Source organism: Streptomyces sp. NPDC037083, assembly GCF_055606485.1.
In genome coordinates this window covers 630,201-653,615 of record NZ_JBVJSQ010000003.1, presented here as the reverse complement: position 1 = coordinate 653,615, position 23,415 = coordinate 630,201, and the positions used below count along the sequence as shown (strand labels likewise).

General features: G+C 73.0%; 22 protein-coding genes. 8 read left to right on the top strand and 14 right to left on the bottom strand.

Going from position 1 to position 23,415, the window contains the following annotated elements; translation table 11 throughout:
• Positions 1–29 precede the first annotated feature (29 nt).
• Complete coding sequence (gene ligA, locus ACZ7DE_RS11450; protein WP_470759783.1) at positions 30–2,159, bottom strand: NAD-dependent DNA ligase LigA; 2,130 nt, start codon at positions 2,157–2,159, stop codon at positions 30–32.
• Positions 2,160–2,234: 75 nt separating this feature from the next.
• Between ligA and ACZ7DE_RS11445 the strand changes: the two genes are divergently transcribed.
• The 4 genes from ACZ7DE_RS11445 (at position 2,235) to ACZ7DE_RS11430 (ending at position 5,876) form a co-directional block, all read left to right on the top strand.
• Complete coding sequence (locus ACZ7DE_RS11445; protein ID WP_470759781.1) at positions 2,235–2,630, top strand: TOBE domain-containing protein; 396 nt, start codon at positions 2,235–2,237, stop codon at positions 2,628–2,630.
• Between the two features lie 412 nt (positions 2,631–3,042).
• Positions 3,043–3,903, top strand: coding sequence for a molybdate ABC transporter substrate-binding protein (modA, locus tag ACZ7DE_RS11440; protein ID WP_470759779.1), 861 nt, complete (start codon positions 3,043–3,045; stop codon positions 3,901–3,903).
• Positions 3,900–4,766, top strand: a complete 867-nt coding sequence (modB, locus tag ACZ7DE_RS11435) for a molybdate ABC transporter permease subunit (protein WP_470759777.1) — start codon at positions 3,900–3,902, stop codon at positions 4,764–4,766. The genes modA and modB overlap by 4 nt, the downstream gene beginning before the upstream one ends.
• Positions 4,767–4,790: 24 nt before the next feature.
• A complete protein-coding gene (locus tag ACZ7DE_RS11430) occupies positions 4,791–5,876 on the top strand; it encodes an ABC transporter ATP-binding protein (protein ID WP_470760102.1) in 1,086 nt (361 codons plus the stop codon).
• 37 nt (positions 5,877–5,913) lie between these two features.
• Here ACZ7DE_RS11430 and ACZ7DE_RS11425 read toward each other — a convergent pair whose 3' ends face one another.
• The 10 genes from ACZ7DE_RS11425 to ACZ7DE_RS11380 form a co-directional block, all read right to left on the bottom strand.
• Positions 5,914–6,360, bottom strand: a complete 447-nt coding sequence (locus tag ACZ7DE_RS11425) for a MarR family transcriptional regulator (protein WP_470759775.1) — start codon at positions 6,358–6,360, stop codon at positions 5,914–5,916.
• 74 nt (positions 6,361–6,434) lie between these two features.
• Positions 6,435–7,100 carry a CoA transferase subunit B gene (locus tag ACZ7DE_RS11420; RefSeq protein ID WP_470759773.1) on the bottom strand — a complete coding sequence of 222 codons (666 nt, stop codon included), beginning with the start codon at positions 7,098–7,100 and terminating at the stop codon, positions 6,435–6,437.
• Positions 7,097–7,870, bottom strand: coding sequence for a CoA transferase subunit A (locus ACZ7DE_RS11415; RefSeq protein ID WP_470759771.1), 774 nt, complete (start codon positions 7,868–7,870; stop codon positions 7,097–7,099). Before ACZ7DE_RS11415 ends, ACZ7DE_RS11420 begins: the two co-directional genes overlap by 4 nt.
• A gap of 55 nt (positions 7,871–7,925) precedes the next feature.
• Positions 7,926–8,678 (bottom strand): SDR family NAD(P)-dependent oxidoreductase, encoded by a 753-nt coding sequence (locus ACZ7DE_RS11410; protein ID WP_470759769.1) that lies wholly within the window; start codon positions 8,676–8,678, stop codon positions 7,926–7,928.
• Positions 8,675–9,646: a fumarylacetoacetate hydrolase family protein gene (locus tag ACZ7DE_RS11405; protein WP_470759767.1), complete on the bottom strand. Its 972-nt coding sequence runs from the start codon at positions 9,644–9,646 to the stop codon at positions 8,675–8,677. Before ACZ7DE_RS11405 ends, ACZ7DE_RS11410 begins: the two co-directional genes overlap by 4 nt.
• A 107-nt stretch (positions 9,647–9,753) precedes the next feature.
• On the bottom strand, positions 9,754–10,686 hold the full coding sequence (locus ACZ7DE_RS11400; RefSeq protein WP_470759765.1) for a VOC family protein: 933 nt from the start codon (positions 10,684–10,686) through the stop codon (positions 9,754–9,756).
• 4 nt (positions 10,687–10,690) lie between these two features.
• Complete coding sequence (locus ACZ7DE_RS11395) at positions 10,691–11,689, bottom strand: amidohydrolase family protein (RefSeq protein WP_470759763.1); 999 nt, start codon at positions 11,687–11,689, stop codon at positions 10,691–10,693.
• Complete coding sequence (locus ACZ7DE_RS11390) at positions 11,686–12,831, bottom strand: FAD-dependent oxidoreductase (RefSeq protein WP_470759761.1); 1,146 nt, start codon at positions 12,829–12,831, stop codon at positions 11,686–11,688. The genes ACZ7DE_RS11395 and ACZ7DE_RS11390 overlap by 4 nt, the downstream gene beginning before the upstream one ends.
• 23 nt (positions 12,832–12,854) lie before the next feature.
• A complete protein-coding gene (locus ACZ7DE_RS11385; RefSeq protein WP_470759759.1) occupies positions 12,855–13,817 on the bottom strand; it encodes a cyclase family protein in 963 nt (320 codons plus the stop codon).
• Entirely contained in the window at positions 13,814–14,809 is a 996-nt protein-coding gene (locus tag ACZ7DE_RS11380; RefSeq protein ID WP_470759758.1) for a fumarylacetoacetate hydrolase family protein, read from the bottom strand. The genes ACZ7DE_RS11385 and ACZ7DE_RS11380 overlap by 4 nt, the downstream gene beginning before the upstream one ends.
• A gap of 131 nt (positions 14,810–14,940) precedes the next feature.
• Between ACZ7DE_RS11380 and ACZ7DE_RS11375 the strand changes: the two genes are divergently transcribed.
• Entirely contained in the window at positions 14,941–15,891 is a 951-nt protein-coding gene (locus ACZ7DE_RS11375) for a LysR family transcriptional regulator (RefSeq protein ID WP_470759756.1), read from the top strand.
• 45 nt (positions 15,892–15,936) lie between these two features.
• Here ACZ7DE_RS11375 and ACZ7DE_RS11370 read toward each other — a convergent pair whose 3' ends face one another.
• On the bottom strand, positions 15,937–16,965 hold the full coding sequence (locus ACZ7DE_RS11370) for a saccharopine dehydrogenase family protein (RefSeq protein ID WP_470759754.1): 1,029 nt from the start codon (positions 16,963–16,965) through the stop codon (positions 15,937–15,939).
• Positions 16,966–17,076: 111 nt separating this feature from the next.
• On the opposite strand from ACZ7DE_RS11370, the gene ACZ7DE_RS11365 reads away from it, so the two are divergent.
• Genes ACZ7DE_RS11365 through ACZ7DE_RS11355 form a run of 3 tightly spaced genes read left to right on the top strand, consistent with a single transcriptional unit; the run spans position 17,077 to position 19,399 of the window.
• Positions 17,077–18,048, top strand: a complete 972-nt coding sequence (locus ACZ7DE_RS11365) for a helix-turn-helix domain-containing protein (RefSeq protein WP_470759753.1) — start codon at positions 17,077–17,079, stop codon at positions 18,046–18,048.
• A 30-nt stretch (positions 18,049–18,078) separates the two neighbouring features.
• Positions 18,079–19,035 (top strand): DUF1648 domain-containing protein, encoded by a 957-nt coding sequence (locus ACZ7DE_RS11360; protein ID WP_470759752.1) that lies wholly within the window; start codon positions 18,079–18,081, stop codon positions 19,033–19,035.
• A 1-nt stretch (position 19,036) separates the two neighbouring features.
• Positions 19,037–19,399 carry a GntR family transcriptional regulator gene (locus ACZ7DE_RS11355; RefSeq protein ID WP_470759751.1) on the top strand — a complete coding sequence of 121 codons (363 nt, stop codon included), beginning with the start codon at positions 19,037–19,039 and terminating at the stop codon, positions 19,397–19,399.
• Positions 19,400–19,533: 134 nt separating this feature from the next.
• Here ACZ7DE_RS11355 and ACZ7DE_RS11350 read toward each other — a convergent pair whose 3' ends face one another.
• Positions 19,534–20,136: a sarcosine oxidase subunit gamma gene (locus tag ACZ7DE_RS11350; protein WP_470759750.1), complete on the bottom strand. Its 603-nt coding sequence runs from the start codon at positions 20,134–20,136 to the stop codon at positions 19,534–19,536.
• Positions 20,129–23,410: a sarcosine oxidase subunit alpha family protein gene (locus ACZ7DE_RS11345; protein WP_470759748.1), complete on the bottom strand. Its 3,282-nt coding sequence runs from the start codon at positions 23,408–23,410 to the stop codon at positions 20,129–20,131. The genes ACZ7DE_RS11350 and ACZ7DE_RS11345 overlap by 8 nt, the downstream gene beginning before the upstream one ends.
• Positions 23,411–23,415 lie beyond the last annotated feature (5 nt).

Here is a 23,415-nt window from a genome sequence, read left to right as displayed (position 1 = left end):
GCCCCTGCCCACTGCCCCCTGCCCCCGTCCTACTGCTGGACGGCGGCTTCCGTGGGGAGGTGGTCGGCGACCAGGGCGGCGAACTCGTCGGGGGCGGCGAGGCGGATGCCGAGGGTCTCGGCCTTGGCGCGCTTGGCACCGGCCCCCTCTCCGGCCACGACCAGGGTCGTCTTCTTCGACACGCTCGACGAGGAACGGCCGCCGGCGCGCTCGATGAGCTCGTTCATCTGGTTGCGGCTGAGCTTCTCCAGCGCCCCGGTCATCGCGCCGGTGACGACCACGGTCATCCCGGCCAGCGGGCCGCCCACGCCGTCCCCGGCTTCCGGACCGTCGCCCGCCGCCTCGGCGTCGCCGTCCGCGGCGGCCGCGCGCGGGCTGGGCGCAGTGGCGCCGGGCTCGGTCATGTTCACTCCGGCCGCGGCCAGTTTGTCGATCAGCGGGGCGAGCTCGGCGAGTTCGGCGACGATGGAGCGAGCCTTCTCGGTGCCGATGCCCTCGACCTGCCGGATCGCCTCGGCGTCGGCGGCGCGCAGCTGGTCCATCGTGGCGAAGTGGCGGGCGATCCGGCGGGACATGGACCGTCCCGTGCCCCGGACGCCGAGCGCGCAGAGCACTCTCGACAGCGGCTGTTCCTTCGCCGTGGCGAGCGCGGCGAGCAGTTTGTCGGTGCTGGTCTCCCCCATCCGCTCGAGGCCCAGGAGCTGGTCGCGGGTGAGGGTGAACAGGTCGGCGAGGTCCGCGACCAGACCGGCTTCGACGAGCTGCACGACGCGGGTGTGGCCGAGGCCTTCGATGTCGAGCTGGTCCCGTCCGGCGGCATAGGAGAGGGAGGCGACGAGGTGGCAGTTGCGGCCGCTCTCGCATCTCCAGCGCTGTTCGCCGGTGTCTATGCCCGACCCGCAGCGCGGGCACGTCTCGGGGAAGACGATCGGCTGCTCGTCGCCGGTGCGCAGGTGGGCCACGGGGGCCTCGACGCGGGGGATGACGTCGCCGGCGCGGTACACCATGACCCGGTCGCCCAGGCGCAGGTCACGGCGGGTGATGTCGGCCGGGTTGTGGAGCGTCGCGTAGGTGATGGTGGAGCCGTCGATCTCCACCGGCTCCAGGACGGCCCGGGGGGCGATGATGCCGGTGCGGCCGACGTTCCACTCCACCGCCAGCAGCCGGGTGATCTTCTCCACGGCACGCAGCTTGAAGGCGATCGCCCAGCGCGGGGCCCGCGAACCCGATCCGGCGGCCCGCTGGTCCGCGGCCAGGTCCGCCTTGACGACGATCCCGTCGATCCCGAAGGGCAGCGAAGGGCGCAGGGCGGCGATCTGCGCCACGCGGTCCAGGACCTCCTCGACGGTGCCGGCGGTGATGCCGGGCACCGCGGTGGTGGCCGTGGTGTTCACGCCGTAGGCGGCCGCCCGGGTCATCAGGTCGCTGTGCGCGCACTCCCCCAGCGCCTCGGCCAGCGCGGGCTCGGTGTCGGCCAGCGGCAGCAGCCCGTAGCCGAAGAACGTCATGGGCACGGTGTAGGCGCGTTCCTTCGCCCGCAGGGTGCCCGCCGCGGCGTTGCGCGGGTTCGCGAACGGCGCTCCGCCGTGTGCGGTGCGCACCTCGTTGGCGTGCTCGAACTGGCCGGTCGTCATGAGGACTTCGCCGCGCACCTCCACGGTGACCGGCTCCGCCAGCTCGTCCGGCAGGCCCTCGATCGTGCCGATCGCGTGCGAGACGTCCTCCCCGGCCGTCCCGTCGCCCCGGGTGATCAGGCGTGTCAGGCGGCCGCGGGTGTAGCGGGCCGCGATCGCCAGACCGTCCAGCTTCGGTTCCACGCTGTAGCGCTCCGTCTCCCGGCCTGTGCGGCGGGCCAGCGAGACGGTCCAGGCCGTGAACTCCTCCGGTGAGAACACGTTGTCCAGGCTGAGCATCGCCGCCGTGTGCGGGACGTCGCCCTCCACCGCGCCGCCCGCCACCTTCCCGGTCGGGGAGTCGGCCAGTACGTGGTCGGGGTGGTCGGCCTCCCATGCGGCGATGGCGCGGACCAGCCGGTCGTAGGAGTCGTCGTCCAGCACCGACGTGCCGGACTCGTAGTAGGCGGCCGACGCCTTCACCGCGTCCTCGACCGCCTGCGCGTAGGCAACGGCGTCCGCAATCACTGCACCTGGTGTCGTCATGTCCGACATCCTGCCTGCCACCACTGACAACGCCCGGTGCCGCGGCCCGGCGTCGATCGCACTATCTTGGCGCCCATGCAGTCCTACACGATCGGCCAGGCGGCGCGGCTCCTCGGCGTGAGCCCCGACACCGCACGGCGGTGGGCCGACGCCGGCCGGGTGGCCACTCATCGGGACGAGGGCGGACGGCGCCTCATCGACGGCCGGGATCTGGCCGCCTTCTCCGTGGAGCTGGCCGCGAGCGACGCCGCCGGCGAGGACGCCCCCCACACCTCCGTCCGCAACGCCTTCCCCGGCATCGTGACGGCCGTCAAGCTCGGCGATGTCGCGGCCCAGGTGGAGATCCAGGCGGGCCCGCACCGGCTGGTGTCGCTGCTGACGCGGGAGGCGGTGGAGGAGCTGGGCCTGGAGGTGGGCGTGGAGGCCACGGCGCGGGTGAAGGCGACGAACGTGCACATCGACCGGGCCTGAGAGCGCGAGGGGAGCGGCGGCCGGCACCGGTCGCACGGCCGCCGGCTGCCCCCGCACGCCACTCGCCCCCGCACCCCCATCGCCCTCGCCCTCGTCCTCACCCTCGCCTTCGCCCTCGTCCTCGCAGTCGCAGTCGCAGTCGCAGTCGCAGTCGCAGTCGCACCGAGCTTGAGCCGATCTCGCGCCGGCACCCGACGCCCCGTGCGAACGCACATGCCATGCAGATCGATCATCTTGCGGGCTTGTGCGATGCGACTGGAGATTTTCCCTCGCATGTGCGGCAGTATCATCGTCGCGGCGCACGGTGATTGCCGTGCCCATGTCGACCCACGTGGTCGCCGAGAGACCGCAGAGGGTCCGCCAGGACCACAGGCGCCGTGTCCGTCAGGACCGAAGAGGGAGTGGACCAGTGATGACCCGTACCGCGTGCCGGACCCCCGGGACCCGCCGGACCCGCCGGACCCGGCGGACCCTGCGGGCAGCCGGTGCGGGAGTTGCCGCGCTGCTGGCCCTGGGCGCCTGCTCGTCGTCGGACGGCTCCTCGCCGAAGGCGTCGGACTCCTCCTCGTCCGCGTCCGCCTCGTCGTCGGGCAAGCTGTCCGGCACGGTGACCGTGTTCGCCGCGGCCTCCCTCAAGGAGAGCTTCACGACGCTGGGCAAGGAGTTCGAGAAGGCCCACCCCGGCACCAGGATCACGTTCAGCTTCGGCGGCAGCGACTCGCTCGCCGCGAGCATCACCGGCGGTGCGCCGGCGGACGTGTTCGCCTCGGCCAGCCCCAAGACGATGAAGATCGTCACCGACGCCGGCGACGCCTCCGGCACGCCCGCCACCTTCGTCCGCAACCAGCTCGAGATCGCCACCCTGCCGGGCAACCCCCACAAGATCGCCTCTCTCGAGGACCTCGCCAAGTCCGGCCTGAAGGTGGTCCTGTGCGACCAGCAGGTGCCGTGCGGCGCCGCCGCGCAGAAGGCGCTCGACGCCGGCGCGCTCAAGCTCACGCCCGTCTCCTACGAGCAGGACGTCAAGGCGGCCCTGACGAAGGTCGAGCTGAAGGAGGCCGACGCGGCCGTCGTCTACAGGACCGATGTGCGGGCCGCGGGTGACAAGGTGGAGGGCGTGGAGTTCCCCGAGTCCGCCGACGCCGTCAACGAGTACCCGATCGTCCGGCTCAAGGACACCGACAACGCCGAGGCCGCCGAGGCGTTCATCGCGCTGGTGCGGTCGCCCGAGGGCCGGAAGGTCCTGACCGAGGCCGGGTTCCTCGAGCCGTGACCCCACTCGACAAGTCCGCCGCCGCCACCGACACCGATCGGAGCGCGCCGCGTCGTCGGCGCGCCCGGACGGGCGGCGGGGGCCGAGGCGCGCCGCTGCCCCTGCTGCTGCCCGCGCTGATCGGCCTGGCGTTCTTGATCGTGCCGCTCGTCGCCCTGCTCGTCCGGGCCCCGTGGCGCAGCCTGCCCGAGCAGTTGACCAGCGCCGAGGTGTGGCAGGCGCTCCAGCTGTCCCTGGTCTGCGCCACCGCGGCGACCGCGGTGAGTCTGGTCGTGGGCGTGCCCCTGGCCTGGCTGCTGGCCCGGGTCGAGTTCCCCGGACGCGGTCTCGTGCGGGCCCTCGTCACCCTGCCGCTGGTGCTGCCGCCGGTCGTCGGGGGTGTGGCCCTGCTGATGGCGCTCGGCCGCAACGGCGTGGTGGGCAGATGGCTGGACTCCTGGTTCGGGATCACACTCCCCTTCACCACCGCCGGGGTCGTGGTCGCCGAGGCGTTCGTCGCCATGCCGTTCCTCGTCATCAGCGTCGAGGGCACGCTGCGCGCGGCCGACCCGCGCTACGAAGAGGCCGCCGCCACGCTCGGCGCCTCCCGCTTCACCGCGTTCCGCCGGATCACCCTTCCGCTGATCGCACCGGGCATCGCGGCCGGCGCGGTACTGGCGTGGGCCCGGGCGCTCGGGGAGTTCGGCGCCACGATCACCTTCGCGGGCAACTTCCCGGGCCGTACCCAGACCATGCCGCTGGCCGTGTACCTGGCCCTGCAGAGCGACCCGGAGGCGGCCATGGCCCTGAGCCTGGTCCTGCTGGCCGTGTCCGTCGCGGTGCTGGCCGGTCTGCGCGACCGTTGGATGACAGCAGGGGGATGACAGCAGGTGGAGGACCGCAGGACGATCGCGCCCCGTGCCGCCGGCTCCGACAGCCGCCGCGAGGCCCTCGCGGAGGGCCTCGACGCCCATCTGGTGGTCGAGCGCGGTGCCTTCCGTCTCGACGTGCCGCTTCGCGTCGCGCCGGGCGAGGTCGTCGCCCTGCTCGGCCCGAACGGCGCCGGGAAGACCACCGCGCTGCGGGCGCTCGCCGGGCTGACACCGCTCACCGGCGGCCGTCTGCGGCTGGACGGCAGGGCGCTGGAGGGCACTGCCCCGGAGGCCCGCCCGGTCGGCGTCGTCTTCCAGGACTATCTGCTCTTCCCGCACCTGACCGCCCTGGACAACGTGGCCTTCGGGCCGCGCTGCCAGGGTGCGACGAAGGCGCAGGCCCGGGCGCGGGCCGCCGAGTGGCTGGAACGCCTGGGTCTGGCGGATCACGCCGGCGCCAAGCCGCGCAAGCTGTCCGGCGGGCAGGCGCAGCGCGTCGCGCTGGCCCGGGCGCTGGCCACGCGCCCCCGGCTGCTCCTGCTCGACGAGCCCCTCGCGGCGCTGGACGCCCGCACCCGTCTGGACGTGCGCGCCCAACTCCGCCGCCATCTGGCCGAGTTCGAGGCCGTCGCCGTCCTGGTCACGCACGACCCGCTGGACGCGATGGTACTGGCCGACCGTCTGGTCGTCGTCGAGCACGGCCGGGTGGTCCAGGAGGGCGCCCCGGCCGACATCGCCCGCCGTCCCCGTACGGACTACATCGCCCAGTTGGTCGGGCTGAACCTGTACCGGGGCGAGGCCGACGGGCACCGGGTCCGCCTGGACGCGGGCCCGTCCATCACCACCACCGAAGTCCTGTCCGGCCCGGTCTTCGTGGCGTTCGCGCCGAGTGCGGTCACGCTCCACCGGTACCGTCCGACGGGCGTCAGCGCCCGCAATCTGTGGCGCTGCGAGGTCGCGGGTCTGGAGACCCATGGCGACCAGGTCCGCGCCGACCTCGCCGGGGAGCTCCCTCTCGCGGCGGACCTGACGACGGTGGCCGCCGCCGAACTCGATCTGCACCCGGGCGCGGAGGTCTGGGCGGCGGTGAAGGCGACGCAGACCCACGCGTACCCCGTCTGAGAGGGCCGTACGCGGCGCGACGGGGCGCGGCGGAGCCTCAGGCGCGGGCCAGCTCGGCGTTCGCCCGCTCCGTGACCAGGGTCAGCACACGGCCCGCGGCCTCCAGGTCCTCGGCCGGGACGCCGGCGTACAGCCGGGCGGAGATCCGGGCGCTCTCGGCGCCGGTGGTCTCGACCAACTCCCGTCCGGCGTCCGTGAATCGCAGCCGGGACGCCTGCGCGGGGTCCTCCTCCAGCAGGTGCGCGGACGTCAGCTCCTGGACGACGGCGCGCACGGCCGACGGGTCGATCTTCAGAGAGCCGGTGACGTCGACGACGAGTGCGTCGCGGTCGACGGAGCCGCCCGCGAGCGTGACGGCCCGCAGCGCCACGCTCTGGTGGAACGTGACGCCGTGGCGGGTCAGCACGCCCTCCAGGAGGGCACGCGCGGCGTAGTGCGCCAGAGCGATGACCCGGCCGTTCACCGTGGGTGCGAGGGTGGTCATGGCTGCTCCTTCTCGTTTCGGGCCGCTGTTCGACTCACCCCACATACATTACATGGCTACTATGTACATGGCTACTATTTTCGGGTGCCGTCGCGCAGTGGGGCGGCGGTCCTCGCCGTGATCTCATCGAGGGTGACGCCCGGCGCGGTCTCCAGCAGGACGAGCCCTTCGGGCGTCACGTCGAGGACGCCGAGGTCGGTGACGACGCGGTGGACGCACCGTTCGCCGGTGAGCGGCAGGGTGCACTCCCGCAGGATCTTCGGGGTCCCGTCCCTGGCCGTGTGCTCCATCAGCACGATCACCCGGCGGGCGCCGTGGACCAGGTCCATCGCGCCGCCCATTCCCTTGACCATCCTGCCGGGGACCATCCAGTTGGCCAGGTCGCCGTTCTCCGAGACCTGCAGGGCGCCGAGCACCGCCGTGTCGATGTGACCGCCGCGGATCATGCCGAAGGACAGGGCCGAGTCGAAGAAGGACGCCCCCGGCAGCACGGTGACGGTCTCCTTTCCGGCGTTGATCAGGTCGGGGTCCACCTCGTCCTCGGTGGGGTAGGGGCCGGTGCCGAGGATGCCGTTCTCCGAGTGCAGGACGACGTGCACGCCCGGCGGGAGGTGGCCGGGGATCAGGGTGGGCAGGCCGATGCCGAGGTTGACGTAGGAGCCGTCGGTGAGCTCGGCGGCGGCCCGGGCGGCCATCTGGTCACGGGTCCAGCCGACCCGCGTGGGGATCGCGGTGCTCATACGCGTACGGTCCTCTTCTCGATCGGCTTGTCGGCGGCCTGGGCCGAGGTGAGTGCCACGATCCGCTGGACGAAGACGCCGGGCAGATGGACCTCTTCCGGCCTCAACTCGCCTGGTTCCACGAGCTCTTCGACCTCGGCGACGGTGATCCGGCCGGCTGTCGCGGCCGGCGGGTTGAAGTTGGCGGCGGCCCGGCGGAACACCAGATTGCCGTGGCGGTCGCCGCGCCAGGCCCGTACCAGGGCGAAGTCGGTGGTGATGCCGTGCTCCAGGACGTGCGGGCGGCCGGCGAACTCCCGGATCTCCTTGGGCGGCGAGGCGACGACGACCGAGTCTCCCCCGCCCTGCGGCCCCCCGGAGGCGTACCGCCAGGGCAGGCCGCCGCTGGCCACCTGCGTCCCCACGCCCGCCGGCGTGAAGAACGCGGGAATGCCGGCGCCGCCCGCGCGCAGACGTTCGGCGAGCGTGCCCTGCGGGACCAGCTCCACCTCCAGTTCGCCGGACAGGTACTGACGGGCGAACTCCTTGTTCTCCCCGACGTACGAGCCGGTCACCCGGGCGATGCGCCCGGCGGCCAGCAGCACGCCGAGGCCCCGTCCGTCCACCCCGCAGTTGTTCGACACGACCTTCAGGCCGCTCGCGCCCTGGTCGTACAGGGCCCGGATCAGGGTCTCCGGCACGCCGCTGAGACCGAAGCCGCCGACGGCGAGCGACGCGCCGTCGAAGACGTCGGCGACCGCGTCCTCGGCGCTCGCGCTGACTTTGTTCACGAAGGTTCCTTCCAGCCGGAGTTCATGCGCATCGGGTTCTCCCCTGCCGGGCCGCTCACGCGCTCTGCGCGCGCAGCGCGTCCGAGACGGACTTGACCCCGCCGTGCGCGGTGAGGCCGCCGTCCACGGGGATCTCGGCGCCGGTGATGAAGGAGGCGTCGTCGGAGAGGAGAAAGACCACCAGGGGGGCGATCTCGTCGACCGTGCCGGTGCGGCCGAGCGGGGTCTCGCGGATGTTCGCCTCGCGGAAGGCGGACGCCGCGGAGGCCGTCATCCCGGTCTCGATGAAGCCGGGGTGGACGGTGTTCACGCGGATGCCACACGGGCCGAGCTCCGTGGCCGCCGCCTTCGACACACCGCGCAGCGCCCATTTGCTGGCCGTGTACGCGACCGGATAGTGCCCGGTGAGCGCGGCGGTGGAGCCGACGTTGACGATGGAGGAACCGGGCGGCATCAGCGGGGCGAGGTGCTGGATGCCGAGCAGCGGGCCCGTGACGTTGACGGCGTGGACGCGGGCGAAGTCGTCGGGGCGTACGTCGCCGACACGGGCGCGCCAGGTGACGCCCGCGTTGTTGACCAGGCCGTGGACCGCGCCGTACGACTCCCGCAATTCCGCGGCGAGTTCGGCCCACTCCTGGTCGCTGGTGACGTCGAGGAGCCGGCAGCCGCCCCGGGGTTCCACGTCGGTGGCGATGACGCGGGCGCCCTCGCGGGTCAGGGCCTCGGCCTCGGCGGCGCCCTGGCCGCGGGCGGCGCCGGTGACCACGACGACCCTGCCGAGCAGCCTCTTGGGGTGCAGGCCGGTCACGGGCGCTCCCGGGTGCGTCGGCGGGCCGGCGGCACCGGGACCGGATCGGCCCCGGCCACCACGGTGTTGGAGACGGTTCCGATGCCTTCGACCGTGAGGGTCACGGTGTCGCCCGGCTTCAGCGGCGGCGGGTCCTGGCGGCCCCGCACGCCCCACAGTTCGGCGAGGCAGCCGCCGTTGCCGCAGGTGCCCGAGCCGAGGACGTCACCGGGGCGGACGAGCGTGCCGCGCGAGGCATAGGCGACCATCTCCTCGAAGGTCCAGCTCATGTTGGACAGCAGGTCCTCGCCGACGACCTCGCCGTTCACCGACGCGGTGAGGGCGAGCCGCAGGAAGCCGTCCGCGTCGCGGTACTTCTCCAGTTCGTCGGCGGTCACCAGGTGGGGGCCCAGGGTGGCGGCCGTGTCCTTGCCCTTGCACGGGCCGAGGCGGACCTGCATCTCACGGGACTGGAGATCACGCGCGGACCAGTCGTTGAAGATCGTGTAGCCGAGGATGTGCTCCCGGGCCCGCTCGGGGGTGAGGTCGCGGCCCTCGGCGCCGATGACGGCGGCGACCTCCAGCTCGAAGTCGAGGACGCCACTGCCCGGTGGCACGGGGACGACGTCGTGGGCGCCGATGACCGCGTAGGGGTTGGTGAAGTAGAAGGTCGGGGCGTCGTACCAGGCTTCGGGCACCCCGCCGGCGCCGTCCACGGACCGGCGTACACCCTCGACGTGTTCCTCGAAGGTGACGAAGTCCCGCACGGTGGGCGGCTCCAGCGGCGGCAGCAGCCGCACCTCGGACGCGTGGGGGCCGGCCGGGACGTCGAGGGCGGCGGCGCCGGCGTCGAGCAGTGCCGCGAGGCCGCCGCCGGAGCGGATCAGCTCCGTGAGCGAGCGCAGGCCCGGAAGCGGATACAGGGTGCCGTCCTCCTCGACGACGGCCACACGGCGTTGTTGCTGATGTTCGTAGGCGGCGAGACGCATGCGCTGCTCCAGGCTCCGACGAGGGTCGGGGACGGTGAAGGGTCCGGGGACGCGGCGAGGGGAGTCAGGGCGGTGACCGGGCCGCCGCGCCCCCGGAGTGCTGGGGATCAGACCGGCGGGGCCACGAAACAGCCGCGGTCGACGTCGTTGAACGACTCCTTGGCGACCAGCTCGTTCATCGGGTTGGCCGTGCCCCACTGGTCGGCGATCTCGGGCTGCGAGAAGTCGTAGACGTGGGGGTGCCAGGTGTCCTCGTCCAGCAGCTCCAACTCGGTCGTGTACTCGACCGTGTTGCCGTGCGGGTCCAGGAAGTAGGTGAAGGTGTTGTCGCCCGCCGTGTGCCGGCCCGGGCCCCAGAGCTTCGTGTAGCCCGCCCTGATGACCCGGCCGGAGCCGCGCATGTACTCGTCGAGGCCGCGCATCTCGAAGGAGACGTGGTGCAGGGAGGTGTGCGGGCCCTGGGCTATGGCCATGGAGTGGTGCTGGTTGCTGATCCGCATGAAGTGCATCGCCTCGCCCATGCGCGGATGCATGAGCGTGTCGGAGAGGCGGAAGCCGAGGTGGCGCTCGTACCACTCCCGGGTCCGGTTCAGATCCGGCGAGTTGAGGACGACGTGCGACAGCTTGACCGGGATCGACTCCTTCTCCTCGATCCTGCGGTGCCGGCGTGCCTCGACGTCGGCGGAGACCTCGACGGTGCGTCCGTCGACGTCGAAGAAGCGGAAGCCGTAACCCCCGCCGGGTGTCTCCACCTTGCCCGGCTGGGAGACCAGCCGCACTCCCCCGGCGAGGAGTTGCTCGGCGAGCGTGTCCACGTCCGCGGCGCAGGCGGCGCCGTACGACACGAGGTCCAGCCGCTTCTCGTCGGACTTGCGCAGCCGGACGACGTACTGTTCGGGGCTTCCCTCGGCTGCCAGGAAGGAGACGCCGGAGTCTTCGGCGACCTTGGTCAGGCCCCAGACGCCCGCATAGAAGTCGAGCTGCTTGTCGTAGTCGGGCACGGCGAGGTCGACGTGCCGCAGATGGGTGAGCAGACGCATGATCTCAGTCCTTCAGCAGGAGGGCGGCGGCATTGCCGCCTCGTACGGCGTGGAAGTCCGATTCGGGCAGCCGGGCTGCGCGCAGCGCCCCGACGGGGTCCTCGGCGCCCATGTCGAAGGGGTAGTCGGAACCGAGCAGCACCCGGCCGGGACCGACCGTGCGGACCAGCTCCCGCAGGACGTGGGGGTCGTGGACGAGCGAGTCGAACCAGATCCGTCGGAGATAGCTGCTGGGCAGGTGCGCGCAGCCGGCGCCCGCGTCGGAGCGGGTCTGCCAGGCATGGTCGGAACGGCCGATGTGGGTGGGGAGGTAGCCGCCGCCGTGCGCGGCGACGATCCTCAGCTCCGGATGGCGGTCCAGCACCCCGGAGAAGATCAGATGGGACAGTGCGACGGCGTTCTCGGTGGGCTGGCCGACGGTGTTGGACAGGTACCACCGGTCCAGGCGCTCGTCGAGGGTGCAGCCGAACGGGTGCAGGAAGAGGATCGCGCCGGTCTCCTCGGCGCGGGCCCAGAAGGGCTCGTAGTCCGGGTCGGACAGTTCCCTGCCGGGTGCGTGACTGGAGATCTCGACGCCCGACAGGCCCTGTCCCAGGGCGTGTTCGAGGGCGCGTACCGCCTGCCGCGGGTGTTGCAGCGGGACGAGTCCGAGACCGCGCAGCCGGTCGGGCGCCTGCGCGCAGTGTGCGGCCGTCGCCTCGTTGGCCAGTCGGTGGGCCTTCTCGGCCGTCTCCTCGTCCGCCCAGTAGTGGTAGTGCGAGGGGGACGGGCTGACCAGCTGGACGTCCACGCCCTGCGCGTCCATCGCGGCCAGCCGTACGGCGACGTCGGTCAGCCTCGGGATGCGCTCGCGCACCATGGGGCCGTTGACGGCCAGGGCCGCGGGTCCGTTGCGGCGGGCGTCCAGCGCCCGGGCCTCGGCCAGGCCGGGGTGGCCGGCCACCAGGGCGTCGACCTCGGGGAGCAGGACGTGCGCGTGGACGTCGATCGTCGGGGCGGTCACGGCAGGTCCCGCAGAGGGTTCAGGGTGCGGGCGATCAGCCCGGGGACGTCGGCGTCGCGCATGCCGTCCATCTGCCACTGCCCGAGCTGCACCGACGCCTCGACGACGGAGCGCACCCGCGGGATGCGGCGCTCGTAGAAGGCCTGGAGCAGCTCGCCGTCCCAGTCCCGACCTTCGGCGCGGGCCGTGGTGAGCATACCGGCCAGCACGGAGGCGTCCTCCAGGGACATCGCCGCGCCCTGGGCGAGGGTGGGCGGGCAGCAGTGCGCGGCGTCGCCGATCAGCACGATCCGGCCGCGGTGCCAGGAGCCCTCGACCAGCAGCCTGTCGAACCAGGTGTAGTTGACCTTCGCCGGATCGGTGATGTGCTCGGCGATCTCGGGCCAGACGCCTCCGTACGCCCGCGCCAGGCCGCGCATCTCGTCCGCGTACGACTCCCGCGGGATGGAGGCCCGGTCGCGGCAGGCCTCGACCAGATAGGCGTAGATGGTGCTCTCACTGGTCGGGCAGTATCCGGCGATGTACGACGGGCCGCCGTAGGCGAGGTCCGTGCGCGTGACGGCCGCGGGGCGCGGCGCGGGGGTGCGCCAGATGGCCATGCCGGTGGGCTCGGGTTTGTCGGCGACGCCGATCGCGGCGCGGGTGGCGGAGTTGAGGCCGTCGGCGCCTATCACCAGGTCGTAGCGGCCTGTCGTGCCGTCGCTGAAGCGTACCGAGACGCCGTCTGGGTCCTGGTCCAGCGCCTCGGCGGTGGTGCCCAGGCGGACCGTGGCCCCCGAGGCGCGCACCGCGTCGATGAGGATCTGCTGGAGCCGGGGGCGCTGCATGCCGATGGTGGCCGGGAGGTCGTCGCCGCCGGTGCGCGTGTCGTGCTGGACGTGCAGGACGGTCCCGTCGGGGGTCGTCACGCCCAGTTCCCCGAAGGCGAACCCGGAGGCCTCCACCTTTTCCCAGACGCCGAGTTCGCGCAGGACGCGCAGCGCGTTGCCCTGGAGGGTGATGCCGGAGCCGGTGGTGGCGTTCCAGTCGGGCTTGGCCTCGATCAGGTCCACGTCGACGCCGGCCCGGCACAGCAGGATCGTCACGGCGTTGCCGGAGGCGCCGCCGCCGACGACGAGGGCTCTTCGCGGTGCTGGGGTCATGGGGAACTCCTTTGTTCCGCCGGTCACTTGACGGCGATCGGGTTGACCGGGGAGCCGACGGCCCCGGTGATGGGCAGGGGCGCGGCGGTGAGCCAGAAGTCGTACACGCCGTCCGCCGCGCAGTCGGCGGCGAGCGCGTCGGGGTCCCACATCTCGCCGATGAGCAGGCCCATGTTGGGGATGGCGACCTGGTGGAGCGGCTGGAAGGCGCCGTCGAACTCGTTCGGCCGCACCTCGAAGCCCCAGGTGTCGGTGGCGATCGCGGCGATCTCGGTGCGGTGCAGCCAGCCGGCCGTGGTGAACGACAGCCCGGGCGAGTCGCCGCCCGCGTAGCCGCCCCAGCCCTCGCGGCGGGTGCGCGTAAGTCGTCCGGTGCGTACGACGACGATGTCGCCGCGGCCGACGACGACCTGGTGCGCCCGGGCGGTCGCGGCCAGGTGTTCCTCGGTGATCGCGAAGCCGTCCGGCAGCTCGCCTTCGTCACCGATCACGCGGCCGACGTCGAGGAGGACTCCGCGCCCGGCGACGTACGGGGCCATGTGCTCGATGCCGGTGACGAGGTCGCCCTCGGAGGTGACGACCTTCTCGGCGGGCCGTCCGTTCCACGCCCTGCCGTGGTCGAAGATGTGCCCGAGTCCGTCCCACTGCGTCGAGCACTGCAGGGGCATCGCGATCACGTCGTCGGCGCCGCCGAAGCCGTGCGGGAAGCCCTGGTTGCCCAGCACCGCGTCCGTACCGGTGTCGAGCATGGTGTGGACGGGGTTGGTGCGGCGCCGCCAGCCCTTCTGCGGGCCTTCCATGTCGAATCGCTGCGACAGCGAGAACCCGGCGCCGCGCCGTACGAGTGCGGCGCCCTCGCGACGCTTGGCCTCGTCGAGGAAGTTCAGTGTGCCGAGCACGTCGTCCTGGCCCCAACGCCCCCAGTTGGAGCAGGACTTGGCGGCCTCGGCGATCGCGCCCTCGGGGTCGGTGCGGTCGAGGGTCATCGGGGCGCCTCCCCGACACATCGGGTGCGCTGCGCGCCGAGGCCGGTGATCGACCCGTCCATGACGTCGCCGTCCCGCAGCAGTCGCCCCCAGTGCATGCCGTTGCCGGCCGGGGAGCCCGTCAACACCAGGTCGCCGGGGAGCAGTCGGGCGGTCTGCGAGGCGTACGACACCAGTCGGGCGAGGCCGAAGAGCATGTCCTTGGTGGACTCGTCCTGCATGGTCTCGCCGTTCAGTTTCAGCGTGACCCGCAGGTCGCCCGGGTCGGCGATCGAGTCGGCGGGCACGATCCACGGGCCGAGCGGTGTGAAGCCGGGGGCGTTCTTGCTGCGCAGCCAGTCGGTGCCGATGGCCTTCATGTCCCGGCGGAAGACGGTGGCGCGGTCGGTGAGGTCGTTGGCGATCGTGTAGCCGGCGATGTGGTCCAGGGCCTGCTCCACGGAGACCCGGTGCGCGGGCCTGGAGATCACTGCGGCCAACTCCAGCTCCCAGTCTGGCTGTTGCGCCCAGGCGGGAAGGACGACGTCGTCGTACGGGCCGGTGACGGCGCTCGGCAGGCCGATGAACACGTACGGCAGGTCCTCGGCCGCCCTGCGGTCCATGATCGCGGCGATCTCGGCCCGGGCCTCCTCGGCCGGACGCGGATCGTCCGGCGCGCGGTGGGCCATTTCGAGATCGATCACGTGCTGCCGGTAGTTGGCGCCGGACTGGAAGACCTGACGCGGCTCGACGGGAGCGTGCACGCGCAGTGGCGCGAGCGGCTGCCAGTCGGCGTCCGCGCTCACCGCGAGCTCTCGAAGGCGGGGCAGGACCGCGTCCCACCGCTCGAAGATCCCCCGAGTGGTCAGGGCCGGGTCGCCGAGTGCCGTGCGAAGATCCAACGCACGTTCCTCGGGAGTCACGAGTGCGGGGAAAGAAGCCTGGTCAGGCGCGGAGAGGGTGGCGAGGGCGAAGGGTCCGGAGAAGGACGTGGCAAGGTCTGCGGGTTTCACGGGAATGTCCTCCAGATTGCGGTGCGACTAATCTGGCCTCCCCCGCTCAATCTGGGAAATAGATTCTTCGGATGTCGATCATCAGCCTCGTGAATACCAGTAGGCGAGGCGGCCCCTCTCCTGGAGGCGTTGTGCACCTGTCCGGCCTCGATCTCAATCTCGTCCTGTCCCTGCGGGCCCTGCTGGAGGAACGCAACGTGACCCGCGCGGGACAGCGGGTCGGGCTCAGCCAGCCCGCGATGAGCGCTGCCCTGGGCCGCCTGCGCCGTCACTTCGACGACGACCTGCTCGCCCGCGTCGGCGGCCAGTACGAGTTGACAGCCCTCGGCCGGGCTCTGCTCGACCGCACCGCTACCGCCTGTGACCTGCTGGAACGCGTCTTCAGCAGCAGAGCCGACTTCATCGCGGGCAGCGAGGAGCACGAGTTCACCCTGCTCGCGTCGGACTATGCCGTCACCGTGTTCGGCGCCGAACTCGCCCGGACCGTGCACGCCGAGGCGCCGGGCGTGCGGCTGCGCTTCCAGGGGACCTCGGCCGACGTCACGGAGGACACCGCGACGCTGCTCAGCACCGTCGACGGGCTGCTGATGCCGCACGGCATCATCGGCGGCTTCCCCACCGTCGAGCTGTTCACCGACCGCTGGGTCTTTCTCGTCGCCGAGACCAACGACGAGGTCGGCGACCGGCTGGAGATGGACGACCTGGCGCGCCTGCCGTGGGTCACCTACCAGCGCACCTACGACGCCCCGGCCGCCCGCCAGCTGAGCATGCTCGGCATCGAGCCCCGCGTCGAGGTCTCCGTCAACAGCTTCCAGGCCCTGCCCTTCCTGGTCGCCGGCACCCGCCGGATCGCCCTGGTGCAGCAGCGTCTCGCCGAGCGGCTGCACGGGGTGGCCGCCGTACGGATGATGCGGCCGCCCTACGAGGTGGTGCCGGTCCAGGAAGCACTGTGGTGGCACCCGGTCCACACCCACGACGCGGCCCACATCTGGCTGCGCGAGACCGCCGCCCGGGTCGGAGCCGAAGTGGCCGCGTCGGAGCCGGGCCAGGTCTTCGCAAAGGCGCCGGCGCCGACCTCCTGACGGGCATGGCCGTGCTCGCCCGGGACGGCCCCTGCCGCGTCGCGGCTACGGACGCAGTTCCACGGTGATGTGCGGGGACAGAGCGCGCAGGAAGTCCGGCGCGTCGAAGACGCTTCCCGCGGAGGCGACGCCGACCGCGTGGGTGCGTCCGGTGAGGACACGCTCGAGCGCTTCCACCACGAGGGGCGCGGTGACGGCGTAGATGTCCCGGCCGCGGGCCACGGCGCGCCGCTCGTCGTCGCCCGAGCGCACGACGACGTCGACGAGGAAGGTCTGATCGGAGCGCCCGCGCTCGTCGACCGCGACCGGCGTCGGGGTGTCCGGGGCGGAGATGTCCCGGGCGGCCTCCAGCGTCATGTAGGTGCGCACCTCGGGGATGGGCAGGTGGCTGGGCACGGTCACGACGTCGGCCATCGTGAACTCCGCGATGACGGGACGGGGCCCCATCGGGTCGGGGAAGGGCCACTGAAGGGTCGGTGCGGCATCGTGCCGGTGTTCCAGCCGCCCGCCGGTGAAGCGGATGCGCCGGCCGTCGCGCCGGCGGCGGGAGACCGCGCCCGCCGTGCGCGTACCGGCGGTGGGATGCCAGCCGCTCAGTCCGTAGGCGATGTGCGCCTCGTCGGCCGTGGTCCACCCACCCATCGCCGCGGTCACCAGCAGATCGCCGAACCCGCCGAAGAAGGCCATCGCCGGGACGATCAGTGCTCCCGCCTCCCGGGCCCGGTCGGCGAAGTGCGCGAAGGTGTCGAGGTTGGCCTCGATCTCGGCCGCCACGTCCAGATACGGGATCCCCGCCCGCAGGGCCGCCTCGATCACGGGGGCGGCCGTCGTGGCGAAGGGCCCGGCGCAGTTGATCACGGCCCCCGCGCCGGCCAGCGCGCGGTCCAGCGAGGCGGGGTCGTCCACCGACGCCGTCCGCGCCTCCCGCTCGGTCTCGTGGGCCAGTTGCTTCAGCTTGGCGGCGTCCCGGCCGGTGAGGACCGGGACGAACCCCCGCGCCTCCAGCTCCGCCACCACGAACCGCCCGGTGTGCCCGTACGCGCCGAACACCGCCACCGTCTGGCCCGATCCCATGGGTTCTCCCCCGCCCTCGCATGCTGCGCCGTGATCCGTCACGGACATCCTGGCCAAGGGCCGCGCTCCGCCGCGACGGTCGGGAACGCCATGCCCCATACAATTCCGGACATGACCACCGTCGCGCTGGCCGTCACCGACGGCATGCTGCCCTTCGAACTGACCCTGGCCTGCGAGGTGTTCGGCGCCGACATGAGCGGCGTGGCGGATCCCTGGTACCGCTTCTCGCTCTGCGGACCGCGCGCCGTGCGGCTCGGCCGCTTCCGGCTGGAGCCCGACCACGGGCTCGAGCGGCTCGCGCGCGCCGACACCGTGATCGTGCCGGGCTGGGCCGACGTCGACCGGGAGCCGCCGGGCGAGCTGGTCGACGCGGTCCGCGCCGCCCACGAGGCGGGCGCACGCGTGGCCTCCCTGTGCACGGGCGCCTTCGTCCTGGCCGCCGCCGGTCTGCTGGACGGCCGGCGCGCGACCACGCACTGGGCGCACGCCGAGGAACTGGCCGCGCGTCACACCGCGGTGACGGTGGACCCGGACGTCCTCTACGTGGACGACGGCAGCGTGCTCACCTCCGCGGGCAAGGCCGCCGCCATGGACCTGTGCCTGCATCTCGTCCGCCTCGACCACGGTTCGTCCGTCGCCAACACGCTCGCCCGGCGTCTGGTCGTCCCGCCGCACCGGGACGGCGGCCAGGCCCAGTTCGTGAACACCCCGGTCCCCGCCCCGGACAACCATCCGCTGGCCGAGCTCTTCCCCTGGGTGCTCCGGCGGCTGGACCAACCGCTCACCGTGGAGGACATGGCCCGCCGGGCCCGGATGAGCTCGCGGCACCTGGGCCGCCACTTCAGGTCGGTGACCGGCACCACCCCGCTGCAGTGGCTGCTCACCCAACGGATCCGCCACGCACAGGAGTTGCTGGAGACCACCGACGACACCGTCGACGCCATCGCGACGGCCACCGGAATGGGCACCGCGACGACGCTGCGCCGGCACTTCGGCCGCACGGTCGGCGTGCCTCCGGACGCATACCGCCGCACCTTCCGCTCACGGGCCGTCGACCGGGACCCCGCCATTGTTCTACTATGACGCAAACAATCCCAACTGGCGGGAGTTCGGATGAAGCGCTCCGCCCACGGCCCGCTCCTCGCCGTCCTCCCGTGCCTCGTCGCTCTGACCGTCGACACCGGCCTGTACGCGGTGGTGCGCCCCCACCTGCCCGACCGGATGGCGACCCACTTCACGCTCACCGGACAAGCCGACGGATTCACCGGGCAGGGCGTCTTCGTCGCGACGGTCACGGCGCTGCTCACCGGGTTCGCAGGGATCACGGCCGTCCTGCTGACGCGGGCGGCCAACCGGAGCTTCCGGCTCGTCGCGGCCGCAGCCGCGTACGCGGTCGCCGGGCTCCTGGGCGCGCTGTTCGTCTCGGTGCAACTGGTCAACGTCGGCGCACACGACGACGCCTCCACCGTCCGGCTCCCGCCGTGGCACCTGGCGGTCGCGCTGCTGGTGGCGTCGGCGTGCGCCGGGGCGGGACTGCTGATCGCCCGCGCCCTTCCGTCCCGCGACCCGGTCACTTCGGCCGCGCACGACCCGCGCCTCGGTCTCGCCGAGGGCGAACTCGCCGCCTGGGCGCACGCCACCGGTTCCTGGCCCCTCGGTGCGCTGGGCCTGCTGCTGACCGCCGCCGCCCTCGCGCTGCTCCCGTTCACCGGACCCGCATCCGCCGCCGCGCTCCTGGTGGGCGGCGTGCCCTGCCTCTGCTTCACCCGTCTGTACGTCACCGTCGGCCGGCGGGGACTGACGGTGACGCCGGGGCGGCTTCCCTGGCCCCGGATCCGTGTGCCGCTGGAGACCATGACCGGCGCCACGCACCGGCAGATCGACGCCCTCGGCGACTTCGGCGGATGGGGATACCGCATCCGCCCCGGCGCCTCGGGGGTGATCCTGCGCTCCGGACCGGCACTCGTCGTGCGCCGGGCGAGCGGACGGGAGTTCGCCGTGACGGTGGACGACGCGGCCACCGCGGCCGCCCTGCTCAACACCCTGATCGCCCGGCGAAAGGGGCGCTGACGTGCTGATCCGCGTCGATCCCGGCTCGCACGTGCCCCTCGGCGACCAGATCGCCGCACGGGTACGGCGAGCCATCGCCGACGGCGAGGTGGCCCCGGGCGAGCGGCTGCCCCCCGCCCGCGCGCTCGCGGAATCCCTCGGCGTCAACCTGCACACCGTGCTGCGCGGCTACCAGCGGCTGCGTGACGAAGGGCTGATCGAGCTGCGGCGCGGGCGCGGCGCCGTGGTGCTCGCCGGCACCCCGGCCCGCGCCCGGCTCCTGGAACGGGTGCGCTCACTCGTGGCCGAGGCACACGCCCTCGGGCTCGCCGAGGACGAGGTGGTCGATCTGGTGCGCGTCGGCCTCCGGGGAAGCGGGGCCTGACCCCGGCGGACGTCGACGCACCGGATCCCGGCGGGAACGGCGCCCCCGCGCCCGCCCGCCTGCCTGCGGCCCCGGTGGCCTTCGAGAGGGCCGTCCGCCCGCTTGGGCGAGGGCCGAGGGGAGGGCGCGGGCGCTCACGTGTATTCGGTCGCCGCGTCCAGCAGCCAGTCCGTCAAGTACCCGGCGAAGGACGAGCGGACCAGCACCCAGAAGCCCGACCCGGGAGCCTCCCGGGCGACCAGGACGACCTGGGTGCGGGCCAGCGTCGTCTGGGCGCAGCGTCCGGCGCCGAAGGCGTACGGGTGGAGATCGAGCGGGCATCCGTGGGCCAGCAGATCGCGGGCACGGGGGCCGGACACCAGCAGGGTGGTGCGCTGCGCGGAGACGTCGGTGACGGACACGTGGTCGTCGCCGCCCACGGACCGGATCCGGTTCTCCAGGTCTCCCTGGCGGCCGGGCGGTCCCACGACGAGCCATTCGTCCGGGCCGAGCCACAGCGCGAACAACTCCCCGGCGCGTACGACGGTGTTGGGCTCGAGAGGCAGTTGCAGCCCCAGTGCGAGCCCGACCTCGTCCGCCGCCGCGCCCTTGGGGTCGAGGCGGACGCCGATGTGGGCCAGGAAGGGCAGTTCGGCCAGGCGGACCGCGCCCCGGGAGGAGCGGGTGGCGGCGGCCAGGCGGTCGGCGGCATGGGCCAGGGGGCTGCGAAGCGGAGCGCTGGGGGCGGTGTCAGCCATCGCGGCGGGCTCCCTCGGGGTCGTAGAGGACGGGGCTGGCGACGGTCACCGGGACCATCCGGTCGCCGACGGGGGCGTACAGCCGTTCCCCGATGCGTTCGCGGCCGCCCTTGACCAGTGCGAGGGCGAAGGTCCGGCCGAGGACCGCGCTGCGGTAGCTGGAGGTGACATGTCCGAGCATCGGCACGGGAGGGGCGGGCAGCACACTGTCGGCGACCAGGTGGGCGCCCTCCGGGAGGAGTGCGCCCGGGTCCTCCGGGACCAGGCCCACCAGGTGCTTGCGGTCGGGACGGACCGTGTCGGCACGGGCGAAGGAGCGTTTGCCGATGAAGTCGGGCTTCTTCTTCGACACGGCCCAGCTCATGCCGAGGTCCTGGGGGGTGACGGTGCCGTCGGTGTCCTGGCCGATGATCGGATAGCCCTTCTCGGCGCGCAGGACGTGCATCGTCTCGGTGCCGTACGGGGTGATGCCGTAGGGGGCGCCGGCCTCGTTCAGCGCCTCCCAGAGGGTGAGCGCCTGCCACGGCGACACGTTGATCTCGTAGGCGAGTTCGCCGGAGAAGCTGATCCGGCAGACGCGGGCGTCGACGCCGGCGACGGTCGTCTCGCGCCAGGCCATGAAGGGGAAGTCGTCGTTGGACACGGCCAGTCGGGGGGCGAGCGGGCCGAGGACCTCGCGGGACCTCGGACCGACGAGGGCGACGGTGGCCCACTGTTCGGTCACGGACGTGCAGTGGACGCGCAGGTCGGGCCACTCCGTCTGGAGCCACTCCTCCATCCAGTCCAGCACGGCGGCCGCGTTGCCCGTGGTGGTGGTGACCAGGAACCGGTCCCGGTCGAGGCGGATGACCGTGCCGTCGTCGAAGATCATGCCGTCCGGGCGGCACATCACGCCGTAGCGGATCATGCCGACCTTCAGGGTGCTCATCATGTTGGTGTAGAGCAGGTCGAGGAAGACGGCCGCGTCCGGGCCCTGTACGTCGATCTTGCCGAGGGTGGAGGCGTCCATGAAGGCGACGCCCTCGCGGGCCGCGGCGCACTCGCGCAGCACGGCCGCCTCCATGTCCTCGCCGCTTCGCGGGTAGTACCAGGGGCGCTTCCACTGGCCCACGTTCTCGAACAGGGCGCCGTGCGCGACATGCCAGTCGTGCAGGGCCGTCGTGCGCACGGGGTCGTGCAGGGCGCCTCGGTGGCGGCCGGCGAGAGCGGCGAAGGAGACTGGGGTGTAGGGGGGACGGAAGGTGGTGGTGCCGAGGGCGGAGACGTCCACGCCGAGCAGCTCGGCGACCACACCGCTCGCCAGGACGCCGGAGGTCTTGCCCTGGTCGTTGGCCGTGCCGGCCGTGGTGTACCGCTTGGTGTGCTCCACCGAGCGCATGCCGGCGCCGGCCGCCCGGGCCAGGTCGTCGACGGTGACGTCCCGTTGGAGGTCGACGAACCGGGGCGCGCCTTCCCTTCCGGGGACGGTGAAGACCTGCATGGGCGGCGTCGGTCGCGGCTGCGCCGTCGTCCGCGGGAGGCGGGGCGCCTCGCCGGTGCACCCCTCGCCCTCTGTCGCGACCGCTCCGGCGGCCGCGCCCTGGGCGAGGACCTGGGGCAGGTCGAACACGCCGTTCGCGCCGCCCGCGACCTCGACGGCCTGACGGCAGGAGTCGGGGACGAAGGTGCCCAGTGCCTCGTCGTGGCGGAGCCTGCCGCCCGCCTGGCTGAACAGGTGCGCCACGGGGTTCCAGCCGCCGGAGACCAGCAGCAGATCGGCGGTGAACTCGCGCCGTCCCACGGTCTCGCCGTACGGGGCGACGCTCACGGCGGTCAGGCGCGCCTCGCCCCGCGTGCCGGTGACGGCGTGGCCGGGCAGCACGTCGATGCCGGCGGCACGGGCGCGGTCCGCCCACTCCCCCGGCTCCGGACGGGTGTCGACGATCGCCGTCACGTCCACGCCTGCCGCGTCGAGGTCGAGGGCGGCGGCGTACGCGCTGTCGTTGGTGGTGAAGACCACCGCGCGGCGGCCGGGCAGGACGCCGTGGCGGTTGACGTAGGAGCGGGCGGAGGCGGCCAGCATCACCCCGGGGCGGTCGTTGTCGGCGAAGGCCAGCGAACGTTCGTGGGCGCCGGTGGCGAGGACGACGCGGCGGGCTCGGACGCGCCAGACGCGTTCGCGGGAGACGTGGGCCGGGGCCTCGGCGCCGAGGTGGTTGGTGCGGCGCTCGACGGCCAGGAGATGGTTGTCGTCGTAATAGCCGAAGACGGTGGTGCGGCGCAGGACGCGTACCTCGGGGGCGGCTTCGAGGCACGCGGTCACCTCCTGGACCCAGGCGAGGTGTTCGCCCGTGCCGAGCAGGCTGCCGCCGGGCTCCGGCTGGTCGTCGGCCACGATGACGCGTGCGCCGGTGCGTGCGGCCGCCGCCGCTGCCGCGAGTCCGGCCGGGCCCGCGCCGACGATCAGCAGGTCGCAGTGGGCGTGTACGGCGTCGTAACGGGCGGGGTCCGGTGCGGTGGCGAGGCGGCCCTGGCCGGGGAGGCTGGTGGCGACCAGGCCGTCGTACAGCTCCACGGTCGTCGCGGGGAGCATCGGTTCGGGGAAGGGGGCCTCGATCTGCACGACCGCGTTGGGCTCCTCCACGCCGGCGGAGAAGATGCCGCGCGGGCGGCCCAGTTTGATGCTGGTGCCGGCCTGGACGACGCCGTTGGCGAGGAGGGCGGAGGCCAGGGTGTCGCCTCGGTAGCCCTCGTATTCGGTGCCGTCGAAGGTGAAGGTGAGGGGGGTGTCGCGGTGGATTCGGCCGCGGGTGGGGTGGCGGAACGGCTGGGTCTCGCTCCCGCCGCGCCTGCCCGTCCCCTCGCCAGGGGCTGCCGCCCCTGCGCCCCCGCTCCCGGGTGCCGCGCCCCCGGACCCGCCGTCGGTCCGAAGGGCCCCGTCCTCGAACGCCGGACGGGCCGTGGACGCCGAGCGCGGCTGGGAGGCGGCCGGACGCTCCGCGGCGGCGGCGCTCAGCCCCGTCGTGGCCGGACGCTCCTCCCCCGCCCGGTACACGGCCAGGATCTCGTTCGTCGAGGTGTCCCGCACGGCGTTGAACCAGCGGCGGCAGCCCGCCGCGTGGCTCCAGCGTTCGGCGAACGGGCCCTTGGGGTTGTCGCGGAAGAACAGGTAGCGGGCCCACTCCTCGTCGGTCAGAGCCGCGGAGTTCTCCGGGTGGGGCACGTGTGCCTGGCCGCCGTAGCGGAACTCGGCCTCGTCGCGGGGCCCGCACCACGGGCAGGGGATGAGCAGCATGGTTC